Genomic DNA, 22,294 nt, shown 5'->3' on the forward strand with positions numbered 1-22,294 from the left:
TTACAGAGAAATGAATCTCGTGCTGTTTAGTTGCGTTTATTTATTATTTTCCCAGTATCATCAATTTCTACATCAGTTGAAACCGTTTGTAAATATTGCAGTGCTTTTTTCTTTTCTTCTTCATTTACAGGAGAAACTTGGTTGTTGCGAATGATGTAAGGATTGAATGACATTTGGACATCCTTACCTTTAAAGGTTAAAGTTAATACGCCTGTTTCGGCACTCTTTCCATTTACATAATTCGGGAATAAAAAGTTTCCTAACGAGTATGCGATAGGAACTTTATTGTAATACTCAAATCCTTGTAACCAATGCGGGTGACTTCCAACGATTGCATCAGCACCCGCCTCTACCATTTTCGGAACATATTGTTTCTGGTATTCTATTGGACGATTAGATTTTTCGACGCCCCAATGCATATAGACGATTACATAATCAGCATCTTTCTTTTGCTCTTGAATCGTTTTTGTTACAAGATCTAGGTCATATCCGTTTGCAACGCCGGGTTTATTGTTACCAGCTACCCAATTAAAGTTGGGCATAAAGCGTACAAAGGAAAGAAATTTAAACTTTTTTCCTTTTACAGTTAGTTCACGAGCAGTATAAGCATCTTCAGCATTTTTTCCGGCTCCAGTGTAAGGTAGTTTTAATTTTTCGACGTGAGAAATGGTGTCTAGTAGTCCATCTTGCCCATAATCAAGCGTATGGTTATTGCCAATGTTCACGATGTCATATCCGGTATTTTTAATGGCTTGTAGTGTGGATGGATCACTTTTAATCCAAAATTGTTGCCCAGGTACTCTTTTTTCTCTCGTTGTAAATGCTGACTCTAAATTAACAAAAGAAATATCAGCTTTCGTTATTTCTTCTTTTACGTGTTGGAATGGATAATCAGCCCCATTTTTTTCGATTACGGGACGTAATTGCCAATCGAACATTGTATCACCAGAGAAGGTGAGTGTGATTTCAGGGTCTTCGGTTTTCTTTTCGCTTTTTGAAGCTGTTTTACTAGATTTGTTTTGCATATCAGGTTTGTCTTTCGCTTTTGAAATAAAAGAGTAGTTGATTAATAAAACAATTGGTGTAATGAAAAAGGCTATTAACAGAAATCGTTTTAGTAAAGTTTTCATAAATACCTTCCCTTTTGAGTTTATCCCGCAATTAGATTAACAATGAATCTACTAAAGGCAATCGGTCTTTGTATAGTTACAAAAAAATAGCGGGTTATGTAGTGAAAAACGTTTGTTAATATTCACAATATTACGTTAACATATAGGTAACCTGTAAATCAATGTATAAACCAAAATATAGAAATAAAGAATTCGAAGGGTGAAGAATGAGAAATGGTTATATTAGGAGCAGTTGTAAATGGGATTTGTATTATATTTGGTACTTTACTAGGAAAATTATTTAGTAGGATTCCAGAAAGTATGAAGGGAACAATTATGCATGCAATCGGTTTAGCGGTTACTGTGCTTGGACTTCAAATGGCATTGAAAAGTGAAAATTTTCTTGTTGTCATTTTAAGTTTAGTTATTGGTACCGTCATCGGAGAATGGCTACAATTAGAAGAAAGGTTAAAACTGTTAGGGGATTGGCTAGAAAATAAAGTTGGATCGAAAGGGAAAGGGAGCATATCAGAAGGGTTTGTAACAGCTACTTTAATTTTTGCAATTGGTGCGATGGGCATACTTGGTGCACTCGACAGCGGGATTCGCGGAAATCATGATATTTTATTTACAAAGGCGATTATCGATGGGTTTATTTCTATTATATTAACGACAACTTTAGGAATTGGCGTAGTATTTTCGGCGATTCCAGTTATTTTATATGAAGGAGGGATTGCGGTTTTTGCAACACAAATTAATAGTTTTGTACCAGAGAAATTAATGAATCAATTTATAGTTGAAATGACAGCAACTGGTGGTATTATGATTTTTGCAATTGGATTAAACTTACTTGGATTCATTAAAATTAAAGTAGCAAATTTACTTCCAGGGATATTAGTAGTTGGGATAATTGTTTCAATTATATATATTTACGGCTTGATATCAAGTTATTAGGGGGAAGGGATGTATATGGAGGAATTTCAATTTACAAAACGTGCACATAAAATATTGGAGATTGCAACGCGAGAGGTTGAGTGTAATAAAGGTATTATTCATCCTATGCATCTATTTATAGGAGCTTGTAAGGAAGGTAATGGAGTTTGCGCGGAGTTACATATGTATTTATTTCACACGGTGGGTATGGATTTTTTAGCAAAAATATCATTGCTCCAACAATATTATGCAAATGAAATAGAATACATAAATGTTGGGGAGTTTAAAGTTTCAAATAAGACGATAGAAGTTTTACAAGTAGCAAAGAAACGGATGGACCGTTTTCAGCAAGTATTAATAAATGAAGGTCATGTTTTATATGCACTGTTTCAAGTTGATACAGTTCTTGAAAAGGTTATAAGTAAAAACGTGCAAAAAGAGCTGTTGAGTATTACATCTGAGTCAAGAGACTTAACCGTTGATTTAAAAAGATTTAATCCTATTTATAATAATTTTAATGTTAGAAGAGCTGTCTTTTCTGATTTTGAAAAGTTGGCACGTTTTGTTAAGGATGAATTTGGTGAACGTTGGTTAAAATCTTTAGATTATGGATTTCGGACATATAAAGAGGAGTTACCTATTTTTATTGCTGAGCAGGAAGGAGCAATCATTGGTTTCGCTTGTTACGATGTTGTGAGAGGAAAAAAAGGGTTGTTTGGCCCGATGGGTACAGCGAAACATAATCGTGTGAACGGTGTTGGGAAGACGTTATTGAATCATTGTTTATATAACATGAAGAAAAGCGGATATGATTATGCAATTATAGGACAAGCAGGTCCGATTGAGTTTTATGAGAGGTGCTGTAATGCACGTTTAATACCCATAGGAGATAATTAAATCTATCCCTTTGCAAAGAATGCAAAGGGATAGATTTTTATTATGTATAAAGCAAATTACTAAACTTTTTACAAGAAAGGGTGTAGAATGGGTATCTAATGAAAGAAGGTGTGAAAATGGCCAACTGGAAACGAAATTTAATGATTTGTTGGCTAGGTTGTTTTACCACTGCAGCCGGTATGAGTTTAGTAATTCCTTTTTTATCTTTTTATATTGAGGAATTAGGGGTGACCGGCACTGCTAGTATTGCACAGTGGTCGGGACTTGCATTTGGTGTAACATTTTTAATGGGTGCGATTGTATCACCGATATGGGGAAAGCTCGGTGATATACATGGACGGAAATTGATGCTTATACGTGCTAGCCTTGGTATGGCGATAATTATGACGCTTATGGGGTTTGTGACAGATGTGTATCAATTAGTCGCACTTCGGTTTTTAATGGGATCGGTATCAGGTTTCCTTTCTACAGCGATGACACTTATTGCTGCAGAAACTCCGCAAGAACATTCAGGTTGGGCAATTTCTACAATTTCAACTGGAGGCGTGAGCGGTTCATTACTTGGGCCGATACTCGGAGGTTATTTGTCAGAGTTAATTGGAATGCGCCATGTTTTTCTAGTTACAGGAGCTTTCTTATTCCTTTCCTTTCTTATCGTCTTTTTCTTCTTACATGAGGAGAAACATTCTGCTAAAGAAAAAAAGGCACAGCCGAAGAAAGTATGGACGATGGTCCCTGCAAAACATTTAATAATAAGTTTATTTGTAGCAACGTTTATTATTCAGCTTGCAAATATGTCGATTCAACCTATTATTACGTTGTACGTAAAGCATTTGGCAGGACCAGGAACAGATCATATTGAAATGCTTGCAGGTGCAGTCATGTCTGCGACAGGATTAGCAGTAATTTTAGCAGCTCCTAAGCTAGGAAGATTATCAGATCATATTGGACCTCAAAAAACGTTAGTTGTAGCGTTGTTTGCTGCAGGAATTATTTTTATTCCGCAAGCATTTGTAACCTCAGCTTGGCAACTATTAATTCTTCGCTTTTTATTAGGTATTGCACAAGCAGGACTATTACCTTCCGTACAAACTCTACTAAAACAACATACGCCAACCCATGTAACGGGACGAATATTTGGATATAATCAATCGTTTCAGTTTTTAGGAAATATGATTGGGCCAGTACTTGGTGGACAAATTGCAGCTCATGCAGGCTTCCAATATGTTTTCTTCTCTACATCATCACTATTATTTATTGCGTGCATTTGGGTTTATTTTCATAGTAAGAACGAAGAGGTATCAGAGAAACGACATTTGGAAGTTAGTTAACTATGTGAATGAAAAACAGAAAAAGGATGAAGCAATATTGCTTCATCCTTTTTCATTAAAATTGAAGGCAAAGATAACTTAATGTACCAAGCTCGTAGCTACGGTGAATGACCGTACCGTCGTTCTCACCACTACCCATCGCGATAAATAGAGGAACAAAATGTTCCGCTCTTGGTACAGCTAATTGTGCATGAGGAGCATTTCTTTCCCAGTTAAACAATGCATCTTTATCGCTAGTATGCATATGATTTATAATCCAATCATCAAATTCAATCGCCCATTGTTCCGGAGTTGTTTCATTCCATTTTAATGCTCGTAAATTATGAACAGTAACTCCGCTGCCGATTACTAAAATATCTTCTTGTCCAAGTCCTTTTAGTGCTTCTCCAATTTCAAATTGTTCTTTTGCAGGAAGGAATGGATTTACTGATATTTGTACGACAGGAATATTGGCTTCTGGGTACATACGATGCAGGAGTGTCCATGAACCATGATCTAAACCTCTCGTCATATTATGATGGACTGGAATGCCTTTGTTTTTAAATTTTGTTTCTAGCATAGACGCAATGCTAGAAGAGCCTTTCGCATGATATTTGATTTCGTATAACTCAGGAGGAAAACCTCCAAAGTCATAAATTGTTTCATATTCGTTATCTGAAGAGGAGATCGTTAATACTTCACTTTCCCAGTGAGCGGTAAAAATAACAATAGCTTTCGGTTTATATGTTTCTCCAAGTGTCTTTAAAAATCGTGTATAGTCTGTATCTTGAATAGCAAGCATAGGTGATCCATGTGCTAAAAATAGTGAGGGCATCATGATTAAAACCTCCTAAAAATATATTAATTACTTTATGTAAGTAACTATATAATTTTAATTCGAATTCGTCAAGAGAATAGTTTAATATGTAATCGGAAAAATAGATCATTTGTCATAATGAAAGCAATTGCATATAATACATAATAAGAATAATGAATGTTTATTCATTATAAAAAAAGATATACATAATAGATTTGGAGGCTGTCGGAATGAGCATACAGGAAAGTTTCGTTACGGCATTGGATGGATCGGAAATTTATTTACGTAAATGGCTACCAGAAGGAGATCCGCGAGGGATTATTCAAATTGCACATGGTATGACAGAACATGCAGGTGTTTATACAGACTTTATTGCTGCTTTATTAGAAGCTGGGTATGGTGTTTATGCACATGATCATAAAGGTCATGGGAAAACAGTAAAAAGAGAAGAAGATTATGGTCATTTTAAACCAAATGTAGGCTGGAATGAGGCTGTGTCTGATGTTATTTTTGTATCAGAAACGATAAGAAAAGAGCAGACATGCCCGTTATTTTTACTTGGACATAGTATGGGTTCTTTTTTATCTAGGCGTGCTGTACAACTGAAAGGTGAATTATATGATGGATTCCTTATTTCAGGAACTGGTGGAGATCCAGGGCTATTAGGAAGTATCGGTCATAAAGTAGCGACAATTGAGATGAAACTTCGCGGAAAGAAAACGAAAAGTCCGATGCTGAACTTTTTATCTTTCGGAAATTTCAATTCGCACTTTAAACCAAATCGTACGAAATTTGATTGGTTATCTTCAGATAATAATCAAGTTGATAAATATATTGCGGATCCTTTATGTGGATTTATTTGTACAACAAGCTTTTATCGTGAATTATTTTCTGGGGTATTAGAAGTAAATAAACTAGAAGAGTTTAAGAAAACACCGAAAAACCTTCCAATACATATTTTTTCAGGAGATCGTGATCCTGTTGGGGATATGGGGAAAGGTGTAAAAGAAGTATACGAAAACTATAAAAAATGTGGTGTGAAAGATGTAACACTTCGTTTATATGAAAATGGTAGACATGAAATGTTCCATGAAGTGAATAGAGAAGATGTATTTCAAGATTTGATTTCATGGTTAGATGAGCATATTGTATAAGAAGAAACCTCACTTCATGCTGAAGTGAGGTTTTTTGAAAAATTGGAGGATTGATTATGAGCGAATTTGTAAATAAAGAATATGTAGAAATAGATTTTCAAGATGTCTGGATAAAAGAAGAGGAATTGAAAAATTGTACCTTCATAAAATGCCGTTTTAGAGGGATAGATGCATCAGAAGTTTTTAGTGAAAATTGTAATTTCATAGAATGCGATTTTACTGGTTCTCTTTTTAATGCTTCTATCCATCAAGGAACTACATTTGCTAATTGTAGGTTTTTTGGTGCGAATTTATTTGTATCTAAGTTTGAAGAATGTAAAATGACTGGTTCGGATTTCGAAGAGGCGAATTTAGACGGAATAACAATTATATCGGGTGATTGGTCATATACGAATTTAAGATTCGCGAACTTAAGTAAACAAATGTTAAAGGGTATACGTTTAATTGAAGCTGACCTATATGAATGTAATTTAGAAAAAGCAGATTTGCGTGAAGCGGATTTAACGGGCGCACAATTAGGTAAGGTGAAACTTAGTGGTGCGGATTTAAGAGGAGCTGTAGTTGATAGAGTTGATTTTAAAGCTTTTGATTTAAAAAACGTGAAATTAGATATAGCGCAGGCGGTTGCAGTTGCGAGATGTTATGGAGCAAAGGTGAATTAAATCATTTGTAACACCGTTCAATATATTGAACGGTGTTACAAATAGTAATGATTTTGAAAAATTGCCTTTTACCGCTTTTACATATGATGTGTAAAACTGCTAATGTCAGGAGATGCTGAATATGGATAGCATAAAGATTAAACAACTATATGAAGCATTAAGAAAATCTTGGTCAATAGAAACGAGTTCTAAGTGGACGAGCGAAAGCCCAGCAAAGGGACAATGTGGTGTAACGGCCCTTATTGTCCAAGAATTGTGCGGGGGAGAGATAATAAAGACGAAGATAGGTGAAGTATGGCACTTTTACAATATAGTAGATGGAAAAAGGTATGATTTTACTAGGACCCAATTTCATGAAACATTAAACTATATGGACATGAAGTCGAGCCGTGAAGAAGCATTTGCAGATACAAATGAAAAATAATATAGCATTTTGAAGGAAAAGACAACGAAAGAATTAAAATTATCTTTTGACTCTTAATCTTTAATAAGTTACTATAATGGTGGTAACTTATTAAAGGGAACTTCATAGAGTTGAAAGGGGAAATACTTTTGAAAACAACTTATGTAAACGCTACAATCGTAACGATGAATGAACAAAATGAAGTGATAGAAAATGGATATATCATTGTAGAAAATGATCAAATTATAGATGTAAAGAGCGGAGAATTCGCTAACGATTTTGAAGTAGATGAAGTAATTGACATGAAAGGAAAGTGGGTTTTACCAGGGCTTGTCAATACACATACACATGTTGTTATGAGCCTTTTGAGAGGTATCGGAGATGATATGTTATTGCAGCCATGGCTTGAGACGAGAATTTGGCCACTTGAAAGTCAATTTACGCCAGAGCTTGCGGTCGCTAGCACGGAATTAGGATTACTTGAAATGGTGAAAAGTGGTACAACATCATTCTCTGACATGTTTAATCCAATTGGAGTAGATCAAGACGCAATTATGGAAACGGTATCAAGGAGCGGAATGCGAGCTGCTGTTTCAAGAACTTTATTTAGCTTCGGAACGAAAGATGATGAAAAGAAAGCAATTGAAGAAGCTGAGAAATATGTGAAGCGTTACTATAACGAAAGTGGTATGTTAACTACGATGGTTGCACCGCATAGTCCATATACATGTTCCACAGAACTGTTAGAAGAATGCGCACGTATTGCAGTAGAAAATCAAACGATGGTTCATATTCATCTTTCTGAAACAGAGCGTGAAGTACGTGATATTGAAGCACAGTATGGGAAGCGTCCAGTAGAATATGCAGCAAGTTGCGGATTGTTTAAACGCCCAACAGTTATTGCGCACGGTGTAGTATTAAATGAAAATGAGCGTGCATTTTTAGCAGAACATGATGTTCGAGTAGCTCATAACCCGAATAGTAATTTAAAATTAGGTTCTGGTATAGCAAATGTAAAAGCGATGCTAGAAGCAGGAATGAAAGTAGGAATTGCAACAGATAGTGTGGCGTCTAACAACAATTTAGATATGTTTGAAGAAATGCGCATAGCGACTTTATTACAAAAAGGTATTCATCAAGATGCAACAGCATTACCAGTTGAAACAGCTCTTACACTTGCGACTAAAGGAGCTGCTGAAGTAATCGGGATGAAACAAACGGGCTCACTTGAGGTTGGAAAGTGTGCTGATTTTATTACGATTGACCCATCTAATAAGCCGCATTTACAACCGGCAGATGAAGTGTTATCACATCTTGTGTATGCAGCTAGTGGAAAAGATATAAGCGATGTAATTATTAATGGTAAACGTGTCGTTTGGAATGGTGAATGTAAAACATTAGATGAAGAGCGTATTATATTTGAAGCAAGTCGTTATAAACGAGGTTTACAAAGATAGGTATTTATATGTCAGTTGAAAAAGCTGTCCTTTTTTAAAAGGATAGCTTTTTTTCTTGAACGAATAAATATTCAAAAGAATGTCGCATCTTTCTGTTAGTATTTCTGCTATAATATATAACGTTTTACAATATCATATTTTTAAGGAGAACAACTCATGAAGCGAAAAAAGAGCCATTTAATGGTAATGGCACTTGTTACAACTTTATTATTAACAGCTTGTAATAATAAAGCGAATAAAAGTGACACAGAGGCAAAAAAACAAGTATTAAATGTAACGGTATCAGAAGAAATTCCTTCTCTTGATACTGCGAAAACGATGGATGGTACGTCAGCGCACGTTATGCAAAACATATTTGAAGGGTTGTATGTATTAAATGATCAAGATCAGCCTATTCCAGCAGTAGCAAAGTCGTTTGAAAGAAGTGAAGATGGTAAAAAATATACATTTGATTTGCGTAAAGATGCAAAATGGTCAAATGGAGACAGTGTAACAGCCAATGATTTTATGTTTGCGTGGAGACGGGCGGTAAGTCATGAAACAGCGTCTCAATATGCGTATATGCTCTTTTACGTGAAAAATGCGAAAGAGATAAATAAGGGAACAATGCCTCTTGATGAACTTGGGGTTAAAGTCATAAATGATTATAAGTTAGAAGTGGAACTAGAACAGCCAATTCCGTATTTTTTACAGTTGTTAGCGTTACCTATATACTTACCACAGTACGAATCATTTTTAAAAGAACAAGGAAAGAATTATGCATTGGAACCTAGTAATCTCATATATAACGGTCCATTTGTATTAGAGAAGTGGAAGCATGAACAAGAATTTCAATTAAAGAAAAATGATACATATTGGGATAAAAAGAAAGTGAAATTAGAAGAAATAAACTTTCAAATTGTGAAGGATACAATGACAGCAGTAAATTTATATGAAGCTGGCGATTTGGATCGAGTACCAATTAATTCTCAATTTGTAGACAAGTATAAAGGGAATAAGGAATTACATATGTCGAGCGATCCTGGAATTGCAATGCTCCGTTTTAATGAAAAAAATAATGCGTTAGCAAATAAGAAAGTGCGTCAGTCTATCTCATTAGCGTTAAATAAAGAAGATTTTGTAGCTCACTTTATTAATAACGGGGCAAAACCTGCAAGTGGACTTGTACCAGTTGGTCATATAAATGAAGCGACTGGCAAAGATTTTAGAAAAGAAAACGGAGATATTTCTCCATACGACTTACAAAAAGCGAAAAAGATTTGGGAAGAAGCGAAAAAAGAACTTGGAGTAGAACAAATAAAACTCGAGTTTTTAACGTTTGAACAAGATAACGCAAAACGTATGGCGGAATATATAAAAGGTGACTTAGAGAAGAATTTGCATGGACTCGCGATACAAATTAAACAACAGCCATTTAAGCAAAAGTTACAATTAGAACAAACAGGTGATTACGATATATCTATGGTAAATTGGGGACCAGATTATAAAGATCCAATTAGTTATTTAGAGCTATTTACGACAAGTAATCCAAATAATAAAATGAATTATTCTAATCCTCATTACGATGAGCTAATAAAAAAAGCTAAAAATGATCTTATACTAGATCAAAAGAAAAGATGGGAAGCGTTGCGAGGAGCTGAGCAGGTCATATTAGAGGACGCTGCGGTAGCACCGCTTTATCATATTGGTTCCGCTTATGTACAAAGGGATTATGTAAAAGGAATTGAAAAGCATCAATTTGGTGGCGTTTATACTTATAAGAATGCTTATATCGATAATAAGTAAAACTATTAATCAAAAAAGAAACCTTACTTTTAAAAGTGAGGTTTCTTTTTTTTGAATTATATCTATTAAACCGATTTTAATAAAGAATAAAAATTCGTATCATAGGGGATATCATCTTGATACATATAGTTTTTTAGAACTCCTTCTTTTTCAAAACCTAATTTTAATAGTACTTTATTTGAAGCCTCATTTTCAAGAAAGACAATTGCTCCGATACGTTTTAAATGAAGTGTGTGGAAACCGTATGATATAACTTCAGAAACCGCTTCAGTCGCATATCCATTTCCCCAGTGTTCAGGGAAAAAGGCATAACTTATATTTGCTCGTTTATGTTCGGAAGACCAATCATGAAAACCAATTGTTCCAATGAGACCTTTCTTGTCTTTTAATTCGATTCCCCATTTAATGCCGCTTCTTGCGTTGTAACCCAACTTAAAATTATTAAGGATTTGCTTTACTTGATCCAAATTTTGCAATGGTTTTTGGCCATAATGGCGCAGGACATCGGTATTAGAAAAGCACTGTAATATACTCGGTGCATCTTCTTCGGTAAGTTCTCGTAAAATGAGCCGGTTGGTTTTTAATATAGGAAACATGCCTTCACTCCATTTCTTCTGAAACTAGAATGTGTTGTTATTATATAATTTAATCTGAAAATAAAGATTATTCAAGGTGTAATGATGATTTTGATTTATGTTAAAATTAATTGTGGAATATATTTCAAAAAGAGGTTTAGATATGGAGAAAAACTCAATTTTAATTGTAGATGATGATCGAGATATTATTCGATTCGTTAATGAAAATTTAAAACAAGAAGGTTTTACTGTCTTTAGTGCTGACAACGGAGAAGAGGCGTTAGAGGTATTGAATAATAATGATGTTCAACTTGCTATCCTTGATGTTATGATGCCTCAAATGGATGGGATTGAATTGTGTAGAAGGATAAGAGAGAAATATAGTTTACCAATTATGTTTTTAAGCGCGAAATCATCGGACATAGATAAAGTCGTTGGATTTAGTACTGGGGCAGATGATTATATTGTGAAGCCGTTCAGTACAATTGAATTTATAGCAAGAGTGAAAGCTCAATTAAGAAGGTATACATATTTCAATCAAAATGCTGTTCAAGTAATAAAAAAGGAAATAAACATTAGAGGTTTAGAAATAGATGAAGTGTCGAGAACAGTAATGTTATATGGAGAAACAATTAATCTTACGAAAACTGAATATGATATTTTGTACTTAATGGCCGCTGCAATGAATCGTGTGTTTACTATTGAAGAAATATATGAAAGCGTTTGGAAAGAAAGGGCCTATGAAAGTAATAATACAGTAATGGTTCATATTGCAAGATTAAGAAATAAAATTGAAGAGAATCCAAAAGAGCCGAAGTTTATTCAAAATGTTTGGGGAGTCGGATATAAAATTGAAGATTAAATCATTACAAGGCATGAGAGCTAAGTTTTTTATCGCATTCATATGTAGCATTTTTTTAGCAACTGTAAGTATAATAGCGTTTCAAATTGCAATTGGAAATATATATAGTCATGTTACTGCGTTAGAGGAAAAATATTCATTTTTATATTTAATAGTTTTTTTAATTTTTACTACAATATACTTTGCATTCATGACAAAAACAACGATGAAAAGATTATCTGAAATTAACAAGAGTCTGAAGGAAATAAGTAATGGTAATTTGGAAATACATATACCTATTTCAAAAAATGACGAGATTGGTGAATTAGCAGCGAATGTTAATAGAATGGCCAAAAGTTTAAAAGAGTCTATAGAGAATGAAAAAAAATCGCAAGAAATGAAAGATGAAATGATTAGTAATATTTCTCATGACTTACGAACACCTGTAACATCCCTAATAGGTTACGCGGACCTGTTAGGAAATCAGCTGCATTCAAATAGAGAAGAATGTGAACAGTATGTAAGTATATTAAAGCGAAAAAGTTATGAATTGAAAAATCAAGTAGATGATTTATTAGAATATTGTCAAATAAATTATAGAGAGATCGAATTACATAAAAGTGTAGTAAATATGAAAGCGTTCATTGAACAAATCATGATTGATTTTGTACCACAACTAGATGATGCCGATATGAGCTTTTGTATTAAAGGTGATAAGGTGTTACATGTGGAAATGGATGTAGCGGTTATGGTGAGGCTATTCGAAAATGTAATTAGTAATAGCATTATGTACGGGAAAGACGGAAAGGAGCTTTTAATTCAAGTTTCTAAAAGAGATATGAATGTTGAAATAGAAATTAAAAATTTTGGACAATGCATTCCGAATGAGAACCTTCCTTACGTTTTTGAAAAGTTTTATCGTGGTGAAAAATCACGTAGCTCTCATACGGGTGGAAAAGGAATGGGGCTTGCAATTGCGAGAAGTATAGCGGAACTTCATAAAGGAGATATCACTGTACGTAGTAACGATAAAGAAACGGTTTTCACTATCGTTTTACCGCGGTATAAAGAAATGTAAGAAAGTCGTAAGTATTTCTTTCATATGTCGTAATTTTTACTTCGTATCATGGGGAACAAAGATAGGAGAGTAGGGATACAGCATGTGGAAGAGATTTTTATTAGCGATTATAGTTGCTTTTTTAATTATAAGTTGGAGTTTAGTTTATTTAGGTAATGGCGTTACATCAGTCTTTGTGTGGTGGATTATACAGGCTTTTAGTGTAATTTCAGTTTGTCTCTTAATAGGCTCAGCAGTAATGTTTGTTTGGAAAGGCATTTTTAGAAAGCGGATAGATGGAACGCTACTATTAATAGTTCTGTTTTCTACCATTGGAGCTTGGCCCGTGGGGTGGTTCGCTAACATTGGGAGAATTGCATACCCGGTAGATGTACAGTCTATGAGTCCTAAAGTAGTCGTTCGTTTTCCTTTGAATGAACGAGCATTGATAGGTTGGGGCGGCGATAAATTAGAAACGAACTATCACGTTATAAAACCAAATGAACGATGGGCATACGATATTCTCATTCCACCTGCTGAAGTGAAAAGTAGTAAGTTAGAGGATTATGGAATATATGGAGCGAAAGTAATGGCACCAGCTTCTGGGACAGTTGTATCAATTAAAAATGATGAAATAGATTTAGTTCCGGGATCGGATGATTTTCAATCGATGGCGGGAAATCATATTTATTTACGACTGGATGAAACAGGTACATTTTTGTTTCTTGCCCATTTAAAGAAAGGATCAATTAAAGTGAGGGAAGGCGAACATGTAAATGAAGGAGAATTTCTTGCCCAAGTTGGTAACTCAGGAAGTTCAAGTGAGCCGCATTTACATATTCATCATCAAAGGCAGGATCCATCTAAGGTGAGCATATTTCTTTCGGAAGGATTACCACTTTATTTTCGAACTGAAAAAGGTGCGATAATGCCAGAAAGAGGGACATACATAAGTGGTAAGTAGAAGGAAATCATTTCATCCAAAAAGGGTATTCCAAATTAAATTTGGAATACCCTTTTTTATTAACCTACAAATGTTTGATACAGTAAGAAAATATTTAAAGCGATAATAAGTGCAGCGATTAACCACGCGATAAATGTTGTAATGCGATGGTTGACGAGTGCGCCCATAATCTTCTTATTACTTGTAAACATAATAAGTGGTACTAATGCAAAGGCAATACCGAACGATAAGACAACTTGACTCATAACGAGAGCGTAAGTTGGATTTACACCTAAAGCGATAATAACGAGAGGCGGAATCATTGTTATAAATCGGCGTAAGTATAACGGAATATGCATTCGAATGAATCCTTGCATAATAATATCACCAGACATCGTACCAACAGAAGAACTAGATAAACCTGCTGATAAAAGTCCAATTCCAAATAATGCAGCCGATACAGGACCGACTAAATTACTGAACTGGTTAAAAGCAACATCAAGGTCTTCAACGTGCAAGCCGTTTTTAAAGAATAGTGCAGCTGCTACAATTAACATACTTGCATTAATTGCTCCAGCGATAACCATTGCAATAATAATATCGATGAATTCGAAGCGGAAAATCTTTTTCTTTTGTTCATCATTTGTTCCGACTACACGGCGCTGCGTTAAGGCCGAATGTAAATATATCGCGTGCGGCATTACTGTCGCACCTAAAATTCCAGCTGCTAAAAGGATGCTATCTACACCTTGGAATTTTGGAGTGAAAAGTCCTGAGAGTAGAGGGCTTAATTCCGGTTTTGCGTAAAAGACTTGGATACCAAAAGCGATAACAACGATAAAAATCATACCTGTTATGATAGCTTCTAATGGACGAAAGCCTCTGCGTTGAAATTCAAGAATAATAAATGATCCAACTGCTGTAATTAAAGCAGCTGGTAACATCGGAATTCCAAATAATAAATACAATCCAAGTGCTGCCCCGATAAATTCTGCTAAATCTGTAGCCATAATAACGAGTTCACCTTGAATCCATAAACCGATGGAAACTGGTTTGGGGAAGTTTTCGCGAGCTACTTCAGGAAGATTTCTCCCAGTAGCGATTCCTAATTTAGCTGATAAAGTTTGAATTAATACAGCCATTAAATTAGAAGCGAGTATTACCCAAAGCAATAAATACCCATATTGTGATCCAGCTGCGATATTTGTAGCAAAGTTCCCAGGATCAATATAAGCAACTGATGCGATAAAAGCAGGTCCTAAGAATGGTAACAGTCTTTTAAAGCCTTTTGTTTGTCCACTTAACGCTAAATGGGCTGATTGAACTGTTGTACTTTGAGAAGGGACTTGTTTATCTTTTGTTATATCTTTATTCATAGTAGTATTCCCCTTTGAAATCTTAACTTGATTAAAGTTTCACTTTATTCTTACTCTTACTCATTATTTCAATACATTTAGATATATGATGTGGCAATTTCATTTGAACATAAAAGTTTCCTTAATGCAAATTATATGACTGTGTACAATGAATGGTGTGACGATGCAAAAATATTTTGGGAGTTTATGGTTGATGAATAAGGGAGAAGATAATAAATTATAGGGCTATTTTTGAAATTTATGTGAACATACAGCTTATATTACAGCATATTAATTGATGGAAATGAAATTGTATGATATATAATATATTGGGATTACAACCTAACCGTAGTGTTTTGTTCTGTAATCTTGTTTTTATTTTTGTTAACTTGTAGAAAAAATTGTAAATAGAAGAAAATAGGCTAAGTACAATTTAGTATGTATTTTCTTATTATATATGTTTTGATATGAACGTTAACTTATACATGATTTTAAAATTTAGATAGGTGGTAGAAATACATTGGCAACTACAAAACCATATAGAGTATTACTGTATTACATGTACACAACAATTGAAAATCCAGAAGAATTTGCTGAACAGCATTTAGAATTTTGTAAATCACTTGAGTTAAAAGGAAGAATTCTTGTAGCGACAGAAGGAATTAACGGAACTTGTTCTGGAACTGTTGAGCAAACAGAAAAATACGTGGAAGCGATGAATAATGATCCACGTTTTGCTGGAATCGTGTTTAAAATTGATGAGGCGGATGAACATGCATTCAAGAAAATGCACGTACGTCCTCGTTCAGAGTTAGTTACACTTCGTCTAGAAGACGACATTAATCCGAAAGAGATTACTGGGAAGTATTTAGAACCAAAAGATTTTTATGAGGCAATGAAACAAGAAGATACAGTTATTATTGATGCACGAAATGATTATGAATTTGATTTAGGACACTTTAAAGGTGCAATTAAACCAGATATTGAATCATTCCGTGAATTACCAGATTGGATTAGAGAAAATAAAGAAACACTTGAAGGTAAAAAGATTTTAACGTACTGTACAGGGGGAATTCGTTGTGAGAAATTCTCAGGTTGGTTAGTTCGCGAAGGTTATGAAGATGTAAGCCAGCTTCATGGCGGAATTGTAACGTACGGAAAAGATCCAGAAGTACAAGGTGAACTTTGGGATGGTCAATGTTACGTATTTGATGAGCGTATCGCTGTACCAGTAAACCAAAAAGAGCACGTTATCGTTGGTAAAGATCATTTTACAGGTGAACCTTGTGAGCGCTATGTAAACTGTGCAAACCCTGAATGTAACAAGAAAATTTTATGTTCTGAAGAAAGTGAAGCAAAACATTTACGTGCATGTTCTCATGAATGTCGTGTACACCCACGTAATCGTTATATCGTGCAACACGAATTAACTGAAGAGCAAGTAGCTGCTACATTAGAAAAAATCGAAGCAGGTAAGTAAGCGGAATTAGTTTAACAAAAACGAGAAGAAGTTACTCCAAAGTTTATTTTAGAGTAACTTCTTTTTTGTCAATTTTTGTCGGTAAGTCGATATATTTAAAAAATCGCCGATATATTTTGAGTTGCACCGATATACTCGGAAAATCGCTGATAAAAATTTCATTTACTGAAGCGCGCCATGAATTTGTAATTTGAAAATAATCGTCTTTAATTCTTATCTTCTTTTTCTTTAACGGCAGAAAGTACAGTTTGTTTTACCCATGCTTTTCGGTTTTTATGTTGCATCGCCCATTGATATAAACTGTGAGCACCTAAAATTAGAGATATACATATCCCACTAATAGATAAAAATAGGGCGAAATATTCAAGAGGAGTATAAGAAACTACATGCCCCTCACTTTTTTTTCCTATAAGATCAATTAGTGTAAATCCAAACATTTGGCCCACTACAGAGTAGAGAGTTAAAATTAATAATAAAAGGCTATCTTTTTTAGATGCAACATTTTCTTGATATTTAAACAAGCCATCAAGATTTTGTTTCGCATTCGTGAACAGTATTTCAATATTGAAAAGTTTTCTTAAACGAAAGAAAATATCTTCACTTTGTGACTGAGATACTAACTCTAAAGAAAAATAATTAGCTGTAAACGAATTAATAGAGTAAATTAACTTTTCTATCTCATTTGTATCTTGTTCAATATTTAGTTCAGCATAAGCGTTTGCCATTTTTAACAATACAATTTTATGGAATAAGTTTAATAATAAAGCGTAATAAAACTCCCCATACATTTGGCTAGCAAGTTTAGCTATTTTATTATCATCTTCGTTCGTAATACATGTGAAAATATGTTCTTCCATTATGAAATAACGATTAGGAGCCCACCTTTGATAGGCGTGCTGTTTCAAGTAATCATTTATATAAGGGAGATTGTTCGCACTTACATACGGTTTACCATCACTTGTTAATCCAGAAAGACTGGAAGTACGATAAACATCAATAACGTTAAGTTCCATATGTTGTTTTAGCGATAACAAAGTTTGCACGTACATTCTTTGGTCTTCAAAAAAAGGAAAAGTTTGAAAGTAAGAACTTCTTAATCTTTTCTTTTCAAAAAAATCTGTTAAACCGTTAAATAAATAACCGAAAATGAACTTTTCAACTTGGGAATATTTTTTCCCCGCACATGTTATGCAAATGCTTTCGTCCATTTCATCTCTCGTTTCAAGTACGCGGAATCGTGCAGCGAATTCTATTGCTTCTGATAATGTCATATTTGGAGAGATGTTAACTTCTGTTCGGATTGTTAGAAACCCAAGTTCATAAGGACAAAGTGTTACATCAATTGAGTGCACTGTGAATGGGACAGAGATAAGATTTGTTGTTAAATGGCCGTTTAAATTGAGATCTTTAGAATAGCGCTGTAATCCTTTTTGATGCTCAGAATGAGGGAAGAGAATTTTATTCGTAAATGAAAGATAGTATGCTTCCATATTTTGATGTGAAACATGAAACTCCCCGTAATATGTATTTTCATCTTCAAGATGATCGAGTCGAAAGGGCCGGAAATCATTTTTTTGTAAGAAAGGGAACATATTTTGTTCATATCCACTTTTGAACGAAAATGGGAAAATAAATTGAAAAATAGCTGTTGATACATATTTTTCTTCGATCGTTTGTATTGCCTCCATTTATATTGTTTCCTTTCAATGTAAGCTATAGAAACAACATGCCCTAATCTGCTAAAAAATAACCACGGGATTTTTATATAATTAAGAATGAAAATTCAGCTTATTTATTAGGTGACATGTATAATGTTATGTATACTAAAAGGAGTAGAATTGTGTTTTGAAAAGGGGGATGTATTATGCGTATTTTAGTATTAGGAGCTGGAGGCGTTGGAGGTTTTTTTGGTGGACGACTTGCCGAAAAGGGAGAAGATGTAACTTTTCTCGTACGTAGTAAACGGAAAGAACAATTAGAGGAAAAAGGTCTTGTTATCCGAAGTATTAACGGCGATTTTTCATTTCAACCGAAGCTAATAACGAAAGAAGATATTACCACTCCATTTGATGTGATTTTATTCTCAACAAAAGCGTATCACCTAAACGAGGCAATAACAGATTTGAAACCATTTGTAGGAGAGAATACAGTAATAATTCCAGTGTTAAATGGTATCGCTCATTTAACACTATTACAAAAGGAATTCGGCGTGGAAAAAGTAATTGGCGGTTTATGCTTTATCGAGACGACGTTAAACGATCAAGGAGAAATCGTACAAACTAGTGTTGCCAACAGACTTGTATTTGGGGAAATTAAGCCTCAAGATTCAGAGAGAATAAAGCTTATTTCTAAAATATTTGCAGATACAAAAGCTAGTTTTGTTTTAAGTGAAAATATTGTGCAAGATATGTGGCATAAATATTTATTTATCACCGTAATGTCAGGTGTGACAACATTAATGCGTGCGCCGATAGGACCGATTCGTGAGAGTGATGGAGGCCGAGAATTTATTAGGAACTTATTTGAAGAATCAGTGCAAATCATGAAATCTATGGGGGCTCCAGTTAAGGACAATATCGCCCAGGAACATATGAAAACGATTGATAAAATTTCGTATGATATGAAGTCATCTATGCAACGGGATATGGAAAAAGGTTCGCTCATTGAAGGGAAGCATTTACAAGGATACTTATTGAAATTAGCAGAGGAAATGTCTATAGATGTGCCTTTATTAAGTGTTGTGTATCAAAATTTAAAGGTATATGAAAAAATGATTTTTACTAAAGAAATGGTATGAAAAAGAGTAAAGGATAGCAAAATATAAATGTTGCTATCCTTTTTTTTGTTTCTTTTTGACAATTTATTCGTTTCTTTTCGGTTTATCTGTCGTATTTCGTTCTCTTTCACGTTTACCATATAGCTGATTAATTTCATTTGCTACTGCATCTAAATATGAATCGGAAAAAAGTGGCTTCTTTTCTTTAGACATACGGGTCTCCTTTGTGGATTTTTAGTATTCATTATGTATATTTTTCAGTGGATTATGCGCAATCGTTTTAATTTTTTTCTTTTTTAAAATTTTTGTTTACTTTTTGAAAATAAAGGAGTATTATAATCCACAGTTTCAATTTTCTAAATCGCTGAAGCCGCATGGTGCGGGGGACCCGTTCTTATGGATTAGTACATAATCCAATGGGGTGAATCCTTGAAAAAGGTAGGGCTACTCATAGGCCCGAATCCGACAGCTAACCTCGTAAGCGTTATATTGAGAAGGAAGGTGGAGCTTGTGCGACAAAAAAAATAATGTCTACAAGTCTATTTCATTATGGCTTGTAGACATTTTTTGTTTTCTGAAGAAATAGTTTATCCGCTGTAATTAGCAGAAAAATTCGTGCAAAATTATTGGAGAGTGGACAGCGTTGGTTTCATCTATCAAAAGGTTTTTAATTGGAAGACCGTTAAAATCAACTGAGTTAGGAGAGCAAAAGCTTAATAAAACGAAGGCGCTAGCAATTTTATCTTCTGACGCATTGTCATCGGTTGCATACGGACCAGAGCAAATTTTAATTGCTTTAGCAGGTCTTGGAGCAGTAGCTTATTGGTATTCCATTCCGATTGCTATTGGGGTATTAGTATTATTGACAGCTCTTATTTTATCTTATCGACAAATTATTTTTGCTTACCCTCATGGCGGCGGGGCATATGTTGTATCAAAAGAGAATTTAGGGATGAATCCAGGCTTAATAGCAGGAGGATCTTTATTAGTTGATTACATTTTAACGGTTGCAGTAAGTGTATCTGCGGGTACAGATGCGCTCACATCTGCTTTTCCTAGCTTACATGCACATAATGTAATCATTGCGATTATATTTGTCATATTGATTACCATCTTAAATTTAAGAGGTGTAACGGAATCAGCTTCCGTTTTAGCATATCCGGTTTATTTATTCGTTGTAGCATTATTTATATTAATTGGTGTAGGAATATATAATATTTTGACTGGTCACGTTTCACCCACGCTACATTCGCCAATTGGAACACCAGTTGCGGGAATTAGTTTATTTCTACTGTTACGAGCATTTGCTTCAGGAAGCTCTGCTTTAACGGGTGTTGAGGCGATATCTAACGCAATTCCAAACTTTAAAGATCCTGCACCTAACAATGCAGCGAAAACATTGCTTGCGATGGGTGCATTACTTGCAGTTTTATTTTCAGGAATTGTCTTTTTAGCTTATTATTACGGAATTAATCCAAGTAAGGAAGTAACAGTTGTTTCACAAATTGCTGAACAAACATTTGGACGTAATTTCATGTACTATTTCATTCAAGGTACAACAGCTTTAATATTAATTCTTGCTGCTAACACAGGTTATTCTGCATTTCCGCTATTAGCAGTTAACCTTGCAAAAGATAAGTTTATACCGAGAATGTTTACGATTAGAGGAGACCGCCTAGGTTATTCAAACGGTATTATTATACTTGGGATTTCTTCGATTATTTTAATTGTAGCTTTTCAGGGAAAAACAGAACACTTGATTCCGCTATATGCAGTAGGGGTATTTATTCCGTTTACACTTTCTCAAACTGGAATGGTACTAAAATGGCTTCGTGAAAAGCCTGAAGGATGGGCTTTAAGATTAACGGTCAATTTAATTGGTGCAGTCATTAGTTTTATCGTAATGAGTATGTTCTTTTTAACTAAATTCGCACAAGTTTGGTCGATCCTTATTTTCTTACCTGCCATTATCTTCTTGTTCCATCGAATAAAGAAGCATTATGATGCAGTGGGGGATCAATTAAGTTTAAAAACTTGTGAACCACTTGTTCCGATTGAAGGGAATGTAATTGTCGTTCCTGTAGCAGGTATGACTCATGTAGTAGAAAATTCACTGAACTATGCTAAAGCTCTTTCTGCAGATCAAGTTATCGCTGTGTATGTTGCTTTTGACAGAGAAGAGGAAAAGAAATTTGAAGAGAAATGGGAGAAGTGGCAACCTGAAGTAAGGCTTGTTACATTACATTCTCATTATAGAAGTATTATTCAGCCGCTAACAAAATTTATTGATACAGTACAATATAAGGCGAGTGAATCAAATTACCGAGTTACGGTCGTTATACCACAGTTTATTCCGAAAAAAGGTTGGCATAACATTCTTCATAATCAGTCTAGTTTACTCATTCGTGCGTATTTACTCTATAAAAGAAATGTTGTTATTACGACAGTACCGTATCATTTGAAAAAGTAAGGAAATTTTTTAAGGATAACTTCACGAAAGTGAAGTTATCCTTTTTGTGTATATGCTATGCATAATTGCATATGGATCTAAAAAGTATATTAGTATAATTTTAATGATTATGAATATGTAGTGTTTTCTGTTGTGGTATATAGATAGTTTAATCGAGAAAGTGAATTGAATTTTATTTTGGGATAAGGACATGAGAGCTTGAAAATAAAGGGAATTAAAATACTTCTTTACGTTATATAAATAGCTGTGTTTAAATGACCTTACAGTACA

The 22,294-nt window shown here is 34.4% G+C and carries 20 protein-coding genes and 1 riboswitch; of the genes, 14 read left to right on the forward strand and 6 right to left on the reverse strand.

Annotated elements, in window-relative coordinates; genetic code table 11:
- Positions 1 to 26 precede the first annotated feature (26 nt).
- On the reverse strand, positions 27 to 1,130 hold the full coding sequence (locus DET63_RS24355; RefSeq protein ID WP_113938113.1) for a CapA family protein: 1,104 nt from the start codon (positions 1,128 to 1,130) through the stop codon (positions 27 to 29).
- Between the two features lie 213 nt (positions 1,131 to 1,343).
- Between DET63_RS24355 and DET63_RS24360 the strand changes: the two genes are divergently transcribed.
- The 3 genes from DET63_RS24360 to DET63_RS24370 all read left to right on the forward strand — a co-directional run bounded on the left by DET63_RS24360 (position 1,344) and on the right by DET63_RS24370 (position 4,270).
- The gene (locus DET63_RS24360; RefSeq protein ID WP_113938114.1) at positions 1,344 to 2,063 is read left to right on the forward strand and encodes a DUF554 domain-containing protein; all 720 of its coding nucleotides are present in this window, start codon (positions 1,344 to 1,346) and stop codon (positions 2,061 to 2,063) included.
- A gap of 15 nt (positions 2,064 to 2,078) precedes the next feature.
- A complete protein-coding gene (locus tag DET63_RS24365; protein ID WP_113938115.1) occupies positions 2,079 to 2,939 on the forward strand; it encodes a GNAT family N-acetyltransferase in 861 nt (286 codons plus the stop codon).
- Between the two features lie 116 nt (positions 2,940 to 3,055).
- Entirely contained in the window at positions 3,056 to 4,270 is a 1,215-nt protein-coding gene (locus tag DET63_RS24370; RefSeq protein ID WP_113938116.1) for a multidrug efflux MFS transporter, read from the forward strand.
- Positions 4,271 to 4,325: 55 nt separating this feature from the next.
- On the opposite strand, the gene DET63_RS24375 is transcribed toward DET63_RS24370, so the two are convergent.
- Positions 4,326 to 5,087, reverse strand: coding sequence for a DODA-type extradiol aromatic ring-opening family dioxygenase (locus DET63_RS24375; protein ID WP_113938117.1), 762 nt, complete (start codon positions 5,085 to 5,087; stop codon positions 4,326 to 4,328).
- A 209-nt stretch (positions 5,088 to 5,296) separates the two neighbouring features.
- Between DET63_RS24375 and DET63_RS24380 the strand changes: the two genes are divergently transcribed.
- The 5 genes from DET63_RS24380 to DET63_RS24400 all read left to right on the forward strand — a co-directional run bounded on the left by DET63_RS24380 (position 5,297) and on the right by DET63_RS24400 (position 10,527).
- Positions 5,297 to 6,220 carry an alpha/beta hydrolase gene (locus DET63_RS24380; RefSeq protein ID WP_113938118.1) on the forward strand — a complete coding sequence of 308 codons (924 nt, stop codon included), beginning with the start codon at positions 5,297 to 5,299 and terminating at the stop codon, positions 6,218 to 6,220.
- A gap of 56 nt (positions 6,221 to 6,276) precedes the next feature.
- Positions 6,277 to 6,882 (forward strand): pentapeptide repeat-containing protein, encoded by a 606-nt coding sequence (locus DET63_RS24385; protein WP_113938119.1) that lies wholly within the window; start codon positions 6,277 to 6,279, stop codon positions 6,880 to 6,882.
- A gap of 121 nt (positions 6,883 to 7,003) precedes the next feature.
- On the forward strand, positions 7,004 to 7,306 hold the full coding sequence (locus DET63_RS24390) for a YunG family protein (protein ID WP_113938120.1): 303 nt from the start codon (positions 7,004 to 7,006) through the stop codon (positions 7,304 to 7,306).
- 110 nt (positions 7,307 to 7,416) lie between these two features.
- Complete coding sequence (locus tag DET63_RS24395) at positions 7,417 to 8,742, forward strand: bifunctional S-methyl-5'-thioadenosine deaminase/S-adenosylhomocysteine deaminase (RefSeq protein ID WP_113938121.1); 1,326 nt, start codon at positions 7,417 to 7,419, stop codon at positions 8,740 to 8,742.
- Positions 8,743 to 8,898: 156 nt separating this feature from the next.
- Positions 8,899 to 10,527 (forward strand): peptide ABC transporter substrate-binding protein, encoded by a 1,629-nt coding sequence (locus tag DET63_RS24400; protein ID WP_113938122.1) that lies wholly within the window; start codon positions 8,899 to 8,901, stop codon positions 10,525 to 10,527.
- A 65-nt stretch (positions 10,528 to 10,592) separates the two neighbouring features.
- Here DET63_RS24400 and DET63_RS24405 read toward each other — a convergent pair whose 3' ends face one another.
- Positions 10,593 to 11,123 (reverse strand): GNAT family N-acetyltransferase, encoded by a 531-nt coding sequence (locus DET63_RS24405; RefSeq protein WP_088039196.1) that lies wholly within the window; start codon positions 11,121 to 11,123, stop codon positions 10,593 to 10,595.
- Positions 11,124 to 11,265: 142 nt separating this feature from the next.
- Here DET63_RS24405 and DET63_RS24410 point away from each other — a divergent pair, with 142 nt between their 5' ends.
- From DET63_RS24410 to DET63_RS24420, 3 genes are all read left to right on the forward strand, one after another.
- Positions 11,266 to 11,964 carry a response regulator transcription factor gene (locus DET63_RS24410; protein ID WP_016104516.1) on the forward strand — a complete coding sequence of 233 codons (699 nt, stop codon included), beginning with the start codon at positions 11,266 to 11,268 and terminating at the stop codon, positions 11,962 to 11,964.
- Positions 11,954 to 13,021, forward strand: a complete 1,068-nt coding sequence (locus DET63_RS24415) for a sensor histidine kinase (RefSeq protein ID WP_113938123.1) — start codon at positions 11,954 to 11,956, stop codon at positions 13,019 to 13,021. Before DET63_RS24410 ends, DET63_RS24415 begins: the two co-directional genes overlap by 11 nt.
- An 82-nt stretch (positions 13,022 to 13,103) precedes the next feature.
- Entirely contained in the window at positions 13,104 to 13,964 is an 861-nt protein-coding gene (locus DET63_RS24420) for a M23 family metallopeptidase (RefSeq protein WP_113938124.1), read from the forward strand.
- A gap of 59 nt (positions 13,965 to 14,023) precedes the next feature.
- Here the strand turns inward: DET63_RS24420 and DET63_RS24425 are convergent, their stop codons facing one another.
- Positions 14,024 to 15,319, reverse strand: coding sequence for an Nramp family divalent metal transporter (locus DET63_RS24425; RefSeq protein ID WP_113938125.1), 1,296 nt, complete (start codon positions 15,317 to 15,319; stop codon positions 14,024 to 14,026).
- Between the two features lie 499 nt (positions 15,320 to 15,818).
- On the opposite strand from DET63_RS24425, the gene trhO reads away from it, so the two are divergent.
- The gene (gene trhO / locus DET63_RS24430; RefSeq protein WP_002086277.1) at positions 15,819 to 16,778 is read left to right on the forward strand and encodes an oxygen-dependent tRNA uridine(34) hydroxylase TrhO; all 960 of its coding nucleotides are present in this window, start codon (positions 15,819 to 15,821) and stop codon (positions 16,776 to 16,778) included.
- 206 nt (positions 16,779 to 16,984) lie between these two features.
- Here the strand turns inward: trhO and DET63_RS24435 are convergent, their stop codons facing one another.
- On the reverse strand, positions 16,985 to 18,466 hold the full coding sequence (locus DET63_RS24435; protein ID WP_113938126.1) for a hypothetical protein: 1,482 nt from the start codon (positions 18,464 to 18,466) through the stop codon (positions 16,985 to 16,987).
- Positions 18,467 to 18,642: 176 nt separating this feature from the next.
- Between DET63_RS24435 and panE the strand changes: the two genes are divergently transcribed.
- Positions 18,643 to 19,575, forward strand: a complete 933-nt coding sequence (panE, locus tag DET63_RS24440) for a 2-dehydropantoate 2-reductase (RefSeq protein ID WP_113938127.1) — start codon at positions 18,643 to 18,645, stop codon at positions 19,573 to 19,575.
- Positions 19,576 to 19,638: 63 nt separating this feature from the next.
- On the opposite strand, the gene DET63_RS30815 is transcribed toward panE, so the two are convergent.
- On the reverse strand, positions 19,639 to 19,767 hold the full coding sequence (locus DET63_RS30815) for a hypothetical protein (RefSeq protein WP_002086273.1): 129 nt from the start codon (positions 19,765 to 19,767) through the stop codon (positions 19,639 to 19,641).
- A gap of 139 nt (positions 19,768 to 19,906) precedes the next feature.
- A riboswitch (cyclic di-AMP (ydaO/yuaA leader) is annotated at positions 19,907 to 20,053 on the forward strand.
- A 144-nt stretch (positions 20,054 to 20,197) separates the two neighbouring features.
- Between DET63_RS30815 and DET63_RS24445 the strand changes: the two genes are divergently transcribed.
- Positions 20,198 to 22,024 (forward strand): APC family permease, encoded by a 1,827-nt coding sequence (locus DET63_RS24445; protein ID WP_044440488.1) that lies wholly within the window; start codon positions 20,198 to 20,200, stop codon positions 22,022 to 22,024.
- Positions 22,025 to 22,294: the final 270 nt, after the last annotated feature.

Source organism: Bacillus sp. DB-2, assembly GCF_003315125.1.
Classification (GTDB): Bacteria; Bacillota; Bacilli; order Bacillales; family Bacillaceae_G; genus Bacillus_A; species Bacillus_A mycoides.

Bases quoted from the DNA above. Each gene is read 5' to 3' on its own strand.
- DET63_RS24400 (WP_113938122.1), top strand. From the start codon at position 8,899: ATGAAGCGAAAAAAGAGCCATTTAATGGTAATGGCACTTGTTACAACT.
- DET63_RS24410 (WP_016104516.1), top strand. From the start codon at position 11,266: ATGGAGAAAAACTCAATTTTAATTGTAGATGATGATCGAGATATTATT.
- DET63_RS24425 (WP_113938125.1), bottom strand. From the start codon at position 15,319: ATGAATAAAGATATAACAAAAGATAAACAAGTCCCTTCTCAAAGTACA.
- panE (WP_113938127.1), top strand. From the start codon at position 18,643: ATGCGTATTTTAGTATTAGGAGCTGGAGGCGTTGGAGGTTTTTTTGGT.
- DET63_RS24390 (WP_113938120.1), top strand. From the start codon at position 7,004: ATGGATAGCATAAAGATTAAACAACTATATGAAGCATTAAGAAAATCT.
- DET63_RS30815 (WP_002086273.1), bottom strand. From the start codon at position 19,767: ATGTCTAAAGAAAAGAAGCCACTTTTTTCCGATTCATATTTAGATGCA.
- DET63_RS24385 (WP_113938119.1), top strand. From the start codon at position 6,277: ATGAGCGAATTTGTAAATAAAGAATATGTAGAAATAGATTTTCAAGAT.
- DET63_RS24360 (WP_113938114.1), top strand. From the start codon at position 1,344: ATGGTTATATTAGGAGCAGTTGTAAATGGGATTTGTATTATATTTGGT.
- DET63_RS24420 (WP_113938124.1), top strand. From the start codon at position 13,104: ATGTGGAAGAGATTTTTATTAGCGATTATAGTTGCTTTTTTAATTATA.
- DET63_RS24380 (WP_113938118.1), top strand. From the start codon at position 5,297: ATGAGCATACAGGAAAGTTTCGTTACGGCATTGGATGGATCGGAAATT.
- DET63_RS24375 (WP_113938117.1), bottom strand. From the start codon at position 5,087: ATGATGCCCTCACTATTTTTAGCACATGGATCACCTATGCTTGCTATT.
- DET63_RS24405 (WP_088039196.1), bottom strand. From the start codon at position 11,123: ATGTTTCCTATATTAAAAACCAACCGGCTCATTTTACGAGAACTTACC.
- DET63_RS24355 (WP_113938113.1), bottom strand. From the start codon at position 1,130: ATGAAAACTTTACTAAAACGATTTCTGTTAATAGCCTTTTTCATTACA.
- DET63_RS24370 (WP_113938116.1), top strand. From the start codon at position 3,056: ATGGCCAACTGGAAACGAAATTTAATGATTTGTTGGCTAGGTTGTTTT.
- DET63_RS24365 (WP_113938115.1), top strand. From the start codon at position 2,079: ATGGAGGAATTTCAATTTACAAAACGTGCACATAAAATATTGGAGATT.
- DET63_RS24435 (WP_113938126.1), bottom strand. From the start codon at position 18,466: ATGGAGGCAATACAAACGATCGAAGAAAAATATGTATCAACAGCTATT.